At 55.4% G+C, this 12,298-nt stretch carries 11 protein-coding genes and 1 pseudogene; 9 read left to right on the plus strand and 3 right to left on the minus strand.

The window, feature by feature from the left end; translation table 11 throughout:
• Positions 1-66 precede the first annotated feature (66 nt).
• From hexR to ACT3XD_RS16300, 3 genes are all read left to right on the plus strand, one after another.
• On the plus strand, positions 67-921 hold the full coding sequence (gene hexR / locus ACT3XD_RS16290) for a transcriptional regulator HexR (RefSeq protein WP_018918493.1): 855 nt from the start codon (positions 67-69) through the stop codon (positions 919-921).
• An 84-nt stretch (positions 922-1,005) separates the two neighbouring features.
• Positions 1,006-3,204, plus strand: coding sequence for a DNA helicase II (uvrD, locus tag ACT3XD_RS16295; RefSeq protein ID WP_193091813.1), 2,199 nt, complete (start codon positions 1,006-1,008; stop codon positions 3,202-3,204).
• Between the two features lie 127 nt (positions 3,205-3,331).
• Positions 3,332-4,420, plus strand: a complete 1,089-nt coding sequence (locus tag ACT3XD_RS16300) for a TRAP transporter substrate-binding protein (RefSeq protein ID WP_192537440.1) — start codon at positions 3,332-3,334, stop codon at positions 4,418-4,420.
• 114 nt (positions 4,421-4,534) lie between these two features.
• On the opposite strand, the gene ACT3XD_RS16305 is transcribed toward ACT3XD_RS16300, so the two are convergent.
• Positions 4,535-4,948, minus strand: a complete 414-nt coding sequence (locus tag ACT3XD_RS16305; protein ID WP_192537439.1) for an acyl-CoA thioesterase — start codon at positions 4,946-4,948, stop codon at positions 4,535-4,537.
• An 84-nt stretch (positions 4,949-5,032) separates the two neighbouring features.
• Between ACT3XD_RS16305 and ACT3XD_RS16310 the strand changes: the two genes are divergently transcribed.
• The 6 genes from ACT3XD_RS16310 to cysZ all read left to right on the plus strand — a co-directional run bounded on the left by ACT3XD_RS16310 (position 5,033) and on the right by cysZ (position 11,003).
• Complete coding sequence (locus tag ACT3XD_RS16310; RefSeq protein ID WP_412767940.1) at positions 5,033-5,983, plus strand: PstS family phosphate ABC transporter substrate-binding protein; 951 nt, start codon at positions 5,033-5,035, stop codon at positions 5,981-5,983.
• Positions 5,984-6,081: 98 nt separating this feature from the next.
• Positions 6,082-7,197, plus strand: coding sequence for an ABC transporter permease subunit (locus ACT3XD_RS16315; protein WP_192537438.1), 1,116 nt, complete (start codon positions 6,082-6,084; stop codon positions 7,195-7,197).
• Positions 7,197-8,606: a phosphate ABC transporter permease PstA gene (gene pstA / locus ACT3XD_RS16320; RefSeq protein WP_192537437.1), complete on the plus strand. Its 1,410-nt coding sequence runs from the start codon at positions 7,197-7,199 to the stop codon at positions 8,604-8,606. The genes ACT3XD_RS16315 and pstA overlap by 1 nt, the downstream gene beginning before the upstream one ends.
• Positions 8,600-9,415 carry a phosphate ABC transporter ATP-binding protein PstB gene (pstB, locus tag ACT3XD_RS16325; protein ID WP_192537436.1) on the plus strand — a complete coding sequence of 272 codons (816 nt, stop codon included), beginning with the start codon at positions 8,600-8,602 and terminating at the stop codon, positions 9,413-9,415. Before pstA ends, pstB begins: the two co-directional genes overlap by 7 nt.
• A gap of 44 nt (positions 9,416-9,459) precedes the next feature.
• The gene (phoU, locus tag ACT3XD_RS16330) at positions 9,460-10,185 is read left to right on the plus strand and encodes a phosphate signaling complex protein PhoU (RefSeq protein WP_192537435.1); all 726 of its coding nucleotides are present in this window, start codon (positions 9,460-9,462) and stop codon (positions 10,183-10,185) included.
• Positions 10,186-10,262: 77 nt separating this feature from the next.
• Entirely contained in the window at positions 10,263-11,003 is a 741-nt protein-coding gene (gene cysZ / locus ACT3XD_RS16335; RefSeq protein ID WP_192537434.1) for a sulfate transporter CysZ, read from the plus strand.
• Positions 11,004-11,126: 123 nt separating this feature from the next.
• On the opposite strand, the gene ACT3XD_RS16340 is transcribed toward cysZ, so the two are convergent.
• On the minus strand, positions 11,127-11,444 hold the full coding sequence (locus tag ACT3XD_RS16340) for a hypothetical protein (RefSeq protein ID WP_192537433.1): 318 nt from the start codon (positions 11,442-11,444) through the stop codon (positions 11,127-11,129).
• A gap of 611 nt (positions 11,445-12,055) precedes the next feature.
• Positions 12,056-12,298, minus strand: a pseudogene (locus ACT3XD_RS16345) (hypothetical protein); the annotation flags it as partial.

A 12,298-nucleotide genomic window follows, 5' to 3' on the forward strand; every position in this document is an offset into this window, starting at 1 on the left:
AATGCTGTTTAATACAGCAAAGCGCATGTAGTGAGACCAGCGCACTGGATAACCGAGGAGCTAAATGTGAGTCGCGCCCTGTTCGATGAGATGAGACGCCGCATGGAGCACTTTCGTCGCTCCGAACAAAAGGTAGCGCGGTTTGTGCTGCGTAATCCTGATGAGGTCATCCATATGCGGATTGTAGACCTCGCAACGGAAGCCGGCGTCAGCGAACCCACCGTGGTGCGCTTCTGCCGCGCCCTGGGCTGTAACGGCTTTCAGGATTTTAAGCTGCAGTTAGCGCAAATGCTGGCCTCTGGCAGCCAGTTTGCTCAGTTCTCGATGAACGATAGCGACTCCGTCGCTGAATTTTCTCACAGCATTTTCGACTCCACCGTTGGCACGCTACTTTCTGTACGTGACCGGCTGGATAACGACGCCTTGGGCCGCGCGGTGAATGCGCTGGCCATGGCCAATCGGGTCGAGTTTTACGGCTTTGGCGCCTCAGGCGCAGTCGCTTTTGATGCCCAGCACAAATTTTTCCGTTTGCAGATATCCACTTCCGCCTACGCTGATCCGCATATGCAGAATATGTCGGCCGTAACCCTTAAAGAGGGCGATGTGGTGGTGGCCATTTCACAGACGGGCCGCACCAAAGCGCTGGTGGCCAGCGTGCGTCTGGCCCGCGAAGCGGGTGCCACAGTGATTGGGCTGTGCCCTAGCGGTTCGCCCTTGGCGGAAGAAGTTAGCCTGCCGCTGTATATCGACGTTCATGAAGATACTGAAATCTACACGCCGTTGAGCTCGCGGATTGCCCACCTGGTGTTGATCGATGTATTAGCCGTGGGGGTTGCCAAAACCCGCGGGCCCAAACTGGCGGAACAGCTTAAAGCCGTGAAGAAAAGCCTGAATACGCTGCGCTACCCCGAAGACAACTAATTTTTGTCGCCGACGCCTGTATACACAGCCAGTGTGTTTGCTGTGCTAAACTAGGCGCCCATTTTCGATCCGGCAGCGGCTTTTATGGACGACGTCACGGCGATACTCGATCAGCTCAACACCGCTCAGCGTGAGGCAGTCAGTGCCCCGCAGGGTAACCTTCTCGTGCTGGCCGGTGCCGGTTCCGGTAAAACCCGCGTACTGGTGCACCGGATCGCCTGGCTGATGCATGCAGAAGGCTTATCGCCCTACGCGCTGCTGGCGGTCACCTTTACCAATAAAGCCGCCCGCGAAATGCGCACGCGTCTTGAAGCGCTGCAGGGCATTTCGTTACGCCATGTCTGGGTGGGCACGTTCCACTCGATAGCTCACCGCCTGCTGCGGACTCACTGGCAAGATGCGCGGCTTCCGCAAAACTTTCAGATTATCGATTCCGATGACCAGCTTCGCCTGGTCAAGCGCCTGCTTAAAGACTACTCCATCGACGATGAGCGCTTCCCGCCGCGTCAGGTGCAAGGGTTTATCAGCGGCTGTAAGGAAGAAGGTCTGCGCCCGCATCAGGTCAATGTGGATGGCGACGCCTATCTGGCCCAGATGGTTGAGCTTTACGAGCGCTACCAGCTGACCTGCGAGCGCGGCGGCTTGGTGGATTTCGGCGAGCTGCTGCTGAGAAGCCTGGAGCTTCTGCGCGATAATCCAGCGCTTTTAAATCACTACCGTGAGCGCTTTGGCCACGTGCTGGTGGATGAGTTTCAGGACACCAATACGCTGCAGTACGCCTGGCTCAAACTGCTCACCGGCATGCAGACCCCCATGACCGCCGTCGGCGACGATGACCAGTCCATTTATGGCTGGCGCGGGGCCAAGGTCGAAAATATTCGCCGCTTTGAAGAAGAGTTTCCAGAAACCCATACGGTCCGCCTTGAGCAGAACTACCGCTCGACCAGCGCCATTCTGGATGCCGCCAATGCGTTGATCAGCCATAACAGCGAGCGGCTGGGTAAAAATCTATGGACCGACGGTATCGAAGGCGAGCCCATTTCGGTATACGCCGGGTTTAACGACCTGGAAGAAGCGCGCTATATCGTCGATACCATTAAAGAAAAGGTCGATGAAGGCTTCAATCGGCGCGATATCGCAATTCTTTATCGCTCCAACGCCCAGTCGCGGCTATTGGAAGAAACCCTGATCCGCCAAGGGATGCCCTACCGTATTTACGGCGGGCACCGCTTCTACGAGCGCTTGGAGATCAAGAATGCCCTGGCCTATTTACGCCTGCTGCTCAACCGCGATGACGACGCCTCCCTTGAGCGGGTGATCAACGTGCCCACCCGCGGCATCGGCACCCGCACCGTGGAAATTCTGCGCCACCGCGCCCGGCTCGAGAGCATCTCGCTGTGGCAGGCACTGCACGACGCGTTGGGCGACGGCACGCTGAAAGGCCGCGCGGGCAATGCTGTGCAGGCTTTTGCCAACCTGATCGAGCAGCTCGACAACGACGCTGCGGGCCTGACGCTTTATGAAATCATCGATCATGTCACCGAGCACACCGGGCTGATTGAGCACCATAAAAGCGAGCGCGGTGAAAAAGGCCAGGCGCGGGTCGAAAACCTTGAAGAGCTGGTGACCGCCGCCCGCGCCTTTACCCAGGGAGATGCGTTTGAAACGCCGGAAGCAGGCGAAGGCATGGCCGCACTTGAAGCCTTTCTTTCCGAAGCGGCGCTTAATGCGGGCGACCATGAGGCCGAGGAGTTCGAAGATAGCGTGCAGCTGATGACGCTTCACTCTGCCAAGGGTCTGGAGTTTCCGGTGGTATTTATTGCTGGCGTAGAAGAGGGGCTGTTCCCGCATAAAATGTCGATTGAAGAGCCAGGACGGCTCGAAGAGGAGCGCAGGCTTTGCTACGTGGGCGTTACCCGCGCCATGCAAAAGCTTTACCTGACCCATGCGGAAACCCGTCGCATGCATGGCAAAGAGGTCTTCCCCCGCCCCTCACGCTTTTTGCGCGAACTACCCCCGCATCTGCTAGAAGAAGTCCGCTTACGCGGACATATCTCGCGCCCGGTGACGGCAGCGCGCACAAGCTTTGCCCAGCAGCGCGTGGAAGGCGATGGCGACCTGCCGACCCTGCACGTGGGCCAGCGCGTGGGCCACCCGGTATTTGGCGAGGGGGTGATTCTTAACGCCGAGGGCGAAGGCGCCCGCGCACGCGTACAGGTCAGCTTTGAGGGCGATGGCGTTAAATGGCTAGTGCTGGGGTTTGCCAAACTAATCCCGCTATAGCGCGCGCATTAAGGGAAATGAATCGGCAGGTTGCCCAATAAAACCGGATTAGCGCATACTGACGAGCGGAAACTTGCGCTCACGTGCAATTACACAAAAATCATACTTTCTCGGAGTTAAGCCCGCCATGCAACGCCGCCAATTCCTGAAAACCGCCGGCCTGGGTGCCGCCGGTGTCGCCGCCGCACCTTTCGTAACCAGCGCCCACGCGCAAGAAACCTACACCTGGGACATGGTCACGTCCTGGCCGAAAAATTTCCCGGCGCTGGGTACCGGTGCCAACGACTTTGCCAAGCGCGTCGAGCAGCTTTCCAACGGCCGGATGACCATCCGCGTACACGGTGCCGGCGAGCTGGTGCCCGCCCTGGAAGTGTTTGATGCGGTTGCCGCCGGAACGGCTGAAATCGGCCACTCCACGCCTTATTACTGGCGCGGCAAGCTAGCCGCTGCACAGTTTTTTACGGCCGTGCCTTTCGGCATGACCACCACCGAGATGAATGCGTGGCTGTATCACGGCGGTGGCCAGGAGCTGTGGGATGAGATTTATGCCAAGCATAACCTCAAACCGTTTGCCGTGGGCAACACAGGCCCGCAGATGGCGGGCTGGTTCAAAAAAGAGATCAACTCGCTAGCCGATATGCAGGGCCTCAAACTGCGCCTGCCAGGCCTTGCCGGTGAAGCCATGAACGGCATCGGGGTGAGCACCGTCAACATGGCGGGGTCTGAGATTTTTACCTCGCTGCAAACCGGCGTGCTGGATGCTGCCGACTGGGTAGGCCCTTACAACGATATGGCGTTTGGTCTGCATCAGGTCGCCGACTACTACTACACCACGGTGTGGAACGAGCCGACGGCTACCGTCGAGACCATGATCAACCTGGATGCTTGGAACGCCCTGCCGGAAGATCTCCAGGACGTTATCCGCGAAGCAGCACGCGCCTCCAACCTGGCCATGTACACCGAGTTCGCCTTCCGCAACGCCCAGGCGCTTGAAACACTGGTGGATGAGCACGGTGTTGAGCTGCGCGAGTTCCCAGAGGATGTGATCCAGGCGCTTTATGAGTCATCGCAGCAAGTGATTCAGAATCAGGTCGAAAACGACGAAGACTCGCGCCGCGTTTATGAGTCCTACTCTGCCTTCCAGAAGGTTATTCGTCCGTTCAGTGATATCGGCGAATATGCCTATCTGAAAGGCCGCGATAAAGTGGGCGGCTAAGCGTTATCGACTGATGACGTTTGGATAAAAATGTTTGCATGAACCAGGGGCGCTTCGGCGCCCCTGATCGTTATAACGGATGATGGTTAAAACGGATAATAGCTAGACAGAATATTAGCTGTGAACGGCGCGAATACGCCCATTGTCGTCCAGTGCCACCATAACAAATAGCGCTTCGGTCACCTTTTGGCGCTCTTCAAGACGTCGTCCCAGAGGCGGGCGCACCCAAACTTCCACATCAATTTTAATCGAGCTGTGGCCAATCTCTTTTACTTGGGTATAAATGCTCACCATCGAGCCAACACGTACTGGGCTTAAAAAGTCCATCGACTCAATCGCCACTGTCGATGTTCGCCCGCCTGCTTCACGCCCTGCCGCCAGTTCTGCCGCCTGATCCATATGATTGACCAGCCACCCGCCCGAAATATCGCCGTAAAGGTTGGTATCCTGTCGAGAAGCCAGTAATTTTAGGGTGAGCTGTCCTTGAGGCGCGGGGACATCGTCCAGGTCGGTTTCTAAAAGTGTCATTAGTTGGTCGCTTAATAAGGTTATTGTTGTGCTAGTGCTGCATTGCAATATAAAAACGCTAGTTAATCATAAGAGGAAACTCGTTTGAAGCGTATCGGTTTATCGTCGGGCAAGAAGCCGCGTCTGCGTTTAACGCTCGCCATGGCGCTAATGCTATGCGCATCAGCGGTCTGGGGGCAACCTCAACCGATTAGCGGCACGCTGGGCGTTATTGGCTCTGACACCATGGCCGGGCTAATGTTGCGCTGGGGCGAGTCACTCACCGCCCGCTACCCTGAGGTTAACCTGCAGTTTCAAGCCACCGGGTCGGCCAGCGTCCCCCCCGCATTAACGGCAGGTACTACCCGGTTGGGGCTTATGTCACGCCCGATGTATGCTGGCGAACGTCAGGCGTTTATCGACCGATATGGCTATCCGCCGCTGGAACTCAAAGTGGCGAAGGACGCACTGATTCTGGTCGTGCACCGGCATAACCCGTTAGGAGCCATCACGCGTAAGCAGGCCGACGCTATTTTCTCCACTGACCAGACGTGTGGTGCCGAAGCTCCAATAAGACGCTGGGACGAATTGGCCACCACACGTGACTGGCCGTATGGAAGCATCGCCCTGCATGGGCGTAATTTAGCCTCGGGCACCCATGGGCTATTTCAGGCCGAGGTGCTTTGCGGCGGCAATTTCAGGCCTGATATCAGCGAACATCCTGGCTCCTCAGCGGTGGTTGCCGCAGTGGGAGAGTCTCCCAACGCCATGGGCTATGCAGGCTATAACCACCTGACGCCGATGGTTCATGCGCTAAGCCTAATTACCCAGGAAGGCGCTGAAATCGCGCCTAGTGAGCAGGCCATTCAGCGCAGCGAGTACCCGCTATCGCGCGACCTGTACCTGTACGTTAACTTACCGCCCGGCGATTCGCTACCACCGGCTGACCAAGCCCTGCTAGCACTTATTTTATCCGAGGAAGGCCAGCGCATTGCCCGCGCAGCGGGGTTTGTGCCGCTTCCCGATAACGATATAGATGCTCAGCGTACCTGGTAGGTAACTATCATCTAATTGTCATAAAAATGACTTAGAGTAAGGAGAATTCACCATGCAAACCCTCTTCATGACGGCCCCGGCTCTCTTATGATGTTGATATGACCCCACCTCGCGCTGCTGTTTCTCGCCAGCCACTACGCCAGTTAAAAAACCGTATAGCCACCGGTCTGATTACTGCTGGCGGTATTGGTGTATTGCTGGCGATTTTGGCGATCGGCGTGTTTCTCGTTTGGGAAACGTTGCCTCTGCTGGCATGGGATCAAACGTTTGCCTTCAGCAAACTCTCGCCGCTGGCCTGGGGAACGTTAAAAGCCGCTCTGGCTGCCATGCTATTTGCCCTGCCGATAGCCCTGGGAGCCGCGATGTATTCGGCTCTATTTATGTCGGCTCGCCTACGCAGCCGCGTTAAGCCAACACTTGAAATGATGGAAGCGATACCCGGCGTGGTGGTGGGGTTTATTGCCGGTTTAGTGCTTGCCCCTTGGGTTGAGCGTCATCTGGCCAGCACCCTGGCGCTATTGATCTGGTTACCTATCAGCGCGGGCTTGGCAGGTGTCCTCTGGCACATGGCCGCATCGCGCTGGCGTCAGTGGCTGCCCCTTTCATGGGCCGGCCTGTGGCTTTTGCCCTGGCTCGTGTGCATGGTGCTTTTGGCGCTGTGGTTTGCCCCCCTGCTTGAGAAGTTTTTGTTAGGCGGCGACTTGCGCCGCCTGCTCGAGCAGCACTGGGGAATGGATTACGCCACCCGCAATGCGCTGATTGTGGGTATCGCCATGGGGTTTGCCGTTATACCCAGCATCTACGCCCTGGCAGAGGATGCTTTAGCTGATGTGCCAACAAGCTTAATGGAGGGTGCCCAAGCGCTGGGCGCCAGCCGCTGGCAGGCGCTCTGGAAAGTTGCCTTACCGGCTGCTGGCCCCGGCATTTTCTCGGCGGTGATGATTGGCGCGGGGCGTGCTGTCGGGGAAACCATGATTGTGCTGATGGCCAGTGGCAACATGGCGTTGTTGAGTGTCAGTCCTTTTGAAGGCATGCGTTCCATGGCAGCGGCCATTGCCATTGAGCTTCCCGAAGCCTCGCCCGGCGGGCTTACCTACCACCATTTGATACTTGCTGCTCTGGTGCTGTTTATCTTTACGTTTTTGGTTAATACCCTGGCTGAAGTAGTCCGTTCACGCATGCGACGCCGGTATCATAAAGCGGGGCGCCATTAATGAGCCGCTTCTCAAATACACCTCGCCGACGCCTGCTGGACGCGCTTTGGCCATGGTTATGTGCCGCTAGCGTCGCTTTATCACTTTTAATGCTAGCGGCCTTGTTAGCGCTCTTGGTGGTACGCGGATTAGGTCATTTTTGGCCCGCCACGCTTGAAGAAATTACCCTGCGCTCAGGTGCAAGCGTCGCCGGGCAGCCGACCCGCGAGGCCCCGCTACCGCAAGCAGAGGGCTTTGAACGGCTTTACTTTACGGCGAACCGGGACATCGACGGCGTTAGCTGGCGCTGGGTAAATCTGGACGACATCGTCTCACGCAGCACGCCAAGCGACCTGATTCGCCTGGAACGTAACCCGTGGGGTGATTTTATCGGCCGCTTAGCCGGCGTGGAAACGGGCGGGCAGTTGCTCCGTGAAGACCAGGCATGGCGTTATCTAACTCAGGCGCTCGCCCTGCCCCAGGCGGAACGCCCTGATGCCGAGCTTCTGCTAGTAACCACCGATGGCCAGACACTGCGTCAATCACTGAGCGGTGTCAGCCAGGCGCTGGCGCCTAACGCCATGTCCTGGTGGCAGAAAATGCACACCTGGAGCCGAAACGTCTGGCAGTTCTTGAGCCAGGGTCCACGTGCCGCCAATACGGGCGGCGGTGTCTGGCCGGCTATTTTTGGCACCGTACTGATGGTCATCTTAATGTCGGTGATCGTGACGCCTTTTGGGGTGCTAGCGGCCATCTATCTCAATGAAATCGCCCACCAGAACCGCCTTACCCGCTTGGTACGTATTGGAGTACGTAATCTGGCCGGCGTACCATCGATTGTGTATGGCGTGTTTGGCCTGGGCGTTTTCGTATACGGCATTGGCGGCACGCTTGATAGCTGGTTTTTCAGCGATACGTTGCCCTCACCGACCTTCGGCACCGGCGGCCTTTTGTGGGCATCTTTAACCCTGGCATTGTTAACGCTACCGGTCGTGATTGTGGCGACCGAAGAGGGGCTGGCACGTATTCCTGATGCTCAGCGTGAAGGGGCGGTGGCACTAGGCGCCACGCGCCTGGAAATGCTGGTGCGCATTGTCCTGCCCATGGCCATACCCGCCATGCTGACCGGGGTTATCCTCGCGGTTGCCCGTGCGGCCGGCGAAGTGGCGCCACTGATGCTGGTGGGCGTCGCCAAGCTGGCCCCGCAAATGCCCGTGGACGGTGAATTCCCTTATTTACATCTAGAGCGCAAGTTCATGCATCTTGGCTATCATCTATTTGACACCGCCTTTCATGGCGAGGATGTACAGGCTGCTATGCCACTGGTGTACGCCACGGCACTTCTTTTAGTGCTCATTGTGCTGGTGCTTAATCTTACTGCCATATTTCTGCGTCATTATTTTAGGCGCCAACGAGGAAGCGAATGCTAGCGTCATTAGATTCAGCCACAGCCTCTCAGGCGCCGGTGACGCACTTTTCGTCCGAGCACAGCGCCCTGAGCATCAACCAGTTTACCCTTGCTTATGCGGGGAAATCGGCCCTGCGCGACTTAACGCTTAGCATACCGCGCCACCGGGTAACGGCATTTATTGGCCCGTCAGGCTGTGGCAAGTCCACCCTGCTGCGCGCCATTAACCGGCTGCACGATCTTAATGAGAGCGTGGCGCACAGTGGGAATATTCAGCTTGAAGGGCAGGATATCTACGCCCCGCAGATGAACGTGACCGAGCTGCGCCGCCGAGTGGGGATGGTGTTTCAAACCCCTAACCCGTTTCCCATGTCGATTTATGAAAACGTGGCCTTTGGCTTGCGTTTACAACACCGCCTGCCCAAACGGCAGCGTGATGACATCATCGAGTGGGCGCTTACCTCAGCGGCGCTGTGGGACGAAGTAAAGGATCGCCTTCACCGCTCAGCCTGGCAGCTTTCAGGCGGCCAGCAGCAGCGTTTGGTGATTGCCCGGACGCTAGCCGTCCAGCCCGATGTACTGCTACTCGATGAGCCAGCATCAGCGCTTGATCCGATTTCAACGTTAAAGATCGAGGAATTGATCCGTAATCTTAAATCGCAGCTTACGCTTGTTCTTGTAACTCACAATATGCAGCAGGCCGCCCGGGTATCCGATTACACCGCTTTTTTACACACTGGAGAACTTGTTGAGTATGGCCCTACCGATCAAGTCTTCACTAACCCGCGCTTACAACGCACCGAAAACTACATCACCGGCCGCATGACTTGAAAACAATAGTCCGGGCCTAACCGACCTTATCTCAGGAGTGCTCAATGGATATTACGAGCGATACCCACAGCCAGCATATCTCACGCCAGTTCAACCAAGAGCTGGAAGAGTTGAAAACCCACCTGATGACCATGGGCGGGCTGGTGGAAAAGCAGGTGCAGGACGCCGTCCACGCGTTGCTTGAAGGTGACACCCGCTTAGCTGAAAAAGTGCGTGACAATGATCGCCAGGTTAATGATCTGCAGCTGCAAATCGATGAAGAGTGCACCCGCGTATTGGCGCGCCGTCAGCCAGCAGCGTCGGATTTACGCTTGGTGCTCGCCGTGATCCGCGCGACCTCGGACCTTGAGCGTATCGGCGATGAGGCGAGTAAAATTGCCCGCAATGCGCTACTGCTCAGCGAAAACAGCAGCCCGGTTCGCGGGTTGATCGAGGTTCGTCATATCAGCGAGCACGTACGCAAAATGCTGCGCGATGCACTGACAGCCTTTGCCCGCTTCGATACCGAGCTGGCCATGCAGGTTGTGCGTGAAGACGAGTCGGTCGATGATGAGTACGGCAGTGCCATGCGCTCGCTAATGACCTTCATGATGGAAGATTCGCGCTCGATTAGCTCCATACTCAGCATCATGTGGGTACTGCGCGCACTGGAGCGCGTTGGTGACCATGCCGACAATCTGGCGGAGTACGTGGTATACCTCGTCAAGGGGCTCGATATTCGCCATAGCGACCTGGACACCGTCGATCAGAAGGTAGCGAAAAAGCCTTGACCCACGAGGCATTTCCTCTTGCAATACGTCTGGGCTGACACCAGCCTGGACGTCTGCGTTTATGAGGAATGAGTGACATGTTGGATGCGATAACAGCGCTTAAGCAGGGCACGCGCCTGGTCTATCAAAAGGGTCTGCGGCGATATATTTTCCTGCCTATCCTCGTCAATATCCTTGTTTATGGCGCCATGTTAGGCGTTGTGGTCAATCGCTTTTCCGGCTGGCTGGATCACTGGATGAGCCTGGTACCTACCTGGCTTGACTGGCTCTCCTGGCTGATCTGGCCGCTTTTCATGATTAGCTTACTCGCCGTGGTGTTTTTTACCTTTACCTTGATCACTCACCTTATCGCGGCACCTTTTTACGGCTTTCTGGCGTCGAAAGTGGAAATTCAGGCAACCGGACGAATTCCGCTGGATGACCGGGGACTGACCAAAACGGCGATTGATGCCGTAGGCCGGGAATTGGTTAAGCTAGGCTATATCGCCCCCCGCGCCATTGCGCTGTTTATTATCAGTTGGATACCGGGACTGAATCTTTTTGCGCCTCTGCTATGGGGGCTATTTTCAGCATGGATCATGGCCATTACTTACTTAGACTATCCCATGGATAATAATAAGGTCGCATTTAAAGATATGCGCCAACGGCTTACCAAGCGCTGGTGGCAAAGCCTTAGCTATGGCGGCTTGGTAACCCTGATCACCTGGATACCACTGGCCAACCTCTTTCTGATACCCGGCGCGGTGGCAGGCGCCGTCTTGATGTGGGACCAACATTACCGCACGGCTCGCGAACTCACGCACCAAGGCTCTGCATAGCCGAGTGGTTAGTTCTGAAACGCAAAAACCCCGCATGAGCGGGGTTTTTTATGCTTGCTAATTTTTCTTACTACCTTTGTTTCTTACCACCCTAGGTTTTTATTAACTTAGAGTAGAAAAGGCTTACCAATCAGTGCTGTCGCCTTCATCGCGCGTTAAATCAGACGCTTTGTAAGAGCTTGTGTTTTGACGGTCACTCTCTTGCTGGCTAGTCGGCGAGTAGTTAGTGTTCATACGATCGCTGTCACCGTGGTTCAGCTCGTTCGCAGAGTAAGTGGCTGACTCAGACGTACGGGTGGACTGTGACTGATGAGTAATCTCACCGACAGAGCGATCTTTGTTTAACTCGATAGAGCTATGCGCAAATGCCAGCGGGCTTGCGATAAGGCCCAAAGAAACACTGAAGATACCTACTTTTTTTACCATTGCTTTAAATAACATGACTTACTCCTGATAACATGAATGCCGCTTATAAGGTTGATAGCTATAGCTAATGCCCAGCTAATCGTCTAGCGGCTATCGCTCTCATCTATCTTTTGCATTAGAAATGCCAACAATGCCATATATAAATATTAGCTTTAAATATCAGGCACATGCTGAATAAACGTTGCACGCAAAACACCGTCGCACAAATAGATAGCACGCTAACGTGTTGCGTAATAATGGCACATGCGCCTTTGTTATTCAACCAAAGTGGCACACTGTGTAGTCGCAGGGCGTATTGTGTTTTAAAAAACTAGGTGGTGAGCCTATTAAAATCAGGCTGGCAGTCACCTAAAGCATCAAAGCAGAGCAACAAATTTCATTTTCAAAAAAAATATTTTTTCCCACAAAAGATTAGACCCCGCCGTGGCAGGGTCTTGATCTCGTAGCTATGGACAATATCTAACGTTAGCTTCCTTTCCTTTTGCGGGACTCCAACCTTGGAATTTACCCTGACTAACGTTCTGATTGTCGCTTGATTCGTTCCTTGAATCAGTGAGCATCCATGCAGTGGGAAATCCTTATCCCATGCTAGCTCTTCCTGAGCATCTATAAAAACATGATGACTTTTATTGCTCAGTCGTTACTGAACTATTCTCTTTGGGTAAATCGTCAGATTCAAAAGAGGTATCGCCACCTGAAGTTTCGCCAGTTGGGCCAGAGCCCATTGCGTCATTATCGGTATGATTGCCAGAGTGCGTGGAACCCATTGCGCCATCGTTATGCGCTGCGTTATCGCCTTCTTCGTGAATCAGATCGTCTTGATCGTAGTCAGAAGAGCCTGCTTGTGTAGAATCGTGTGATTGAGATTC

The sequence above is a fragment of the Halomonas sp. AOP7-B1-5 genome (assembly GCF_052353045.1).
GTDB classification, from domain to species: domain Bacteria; phylum Pseudomonadota; class Gammaproteobacteria; order Pseudomonadales; family Halomonadaceae; genus Vreelandella; species Vreelandella colorata.

Excerpts from the sequence above, each read along its gene's own strand:
- ACT3XD_RS16315 (WP_192537438.1), top strand. The coding sequence starts at position 6,082 with ATGACCCCACCTCGCGCTGCTGTTTCTCGCCAGCCACTACGCCAGTTA.
- pstA (WP_192537437.1), top strand. The coding sequence starts at position 7,197 with ATGAGCCGCTTCTCAAATACACCTCGCCGACGCCTGCTGGACGCGCTT.
- ACT3XD_RS16305 (WP_192537439.1), bottom strand. The coding sequence starts at position 4,948 with ATGACACTTTTAGAAACCGACCTGGACGATGTCCCCGCGCCTCAAGGA.
- cysZ (WP_192537434.1), top strand. The coding sequence starts at position 10,263 with ATGTTGGATGCGATAACAGCGCTTAAGCAGGGCACGCGCCTGGTCTAT.
- ACT3XD_RS16340 (WP_192537433.1), bottom strand. The coding sequence starts at position 11,444 with ATGTTATTTAAAGCAATGGTAAAAAAAGTAGGTATCTTCAGTGTTTCT.
- pstB (WP_192537436.1), top strand. The coding sequence starts at position 8,600 with ATGCTAGCGTCATTAGATTCAGCCACAGCCTCTCAGGCGCCGGTGACG.
- uvrD (WP_193091813.1), top strand. The coding sequence starts at position 1,006 with ATGGACGACGTCACGGCGATACTCGATCAGCTCAACACCGCTCAGCGT.
- phoU (WP_192537435.1), top strand. The coding sequence starts at position 9,460 with ATGGATATTACGAGCGATACCCACAGCCAGCATATCTCACGCCAGTTC.
- ACT3XD_RS16300 (WP_192537440.1), top strand. The coding sequence starts at position 3,332 with ATGCAACGCCGCCAATTCCTGAAAACCGCCGGCCTGGGTGCCGCCGGT.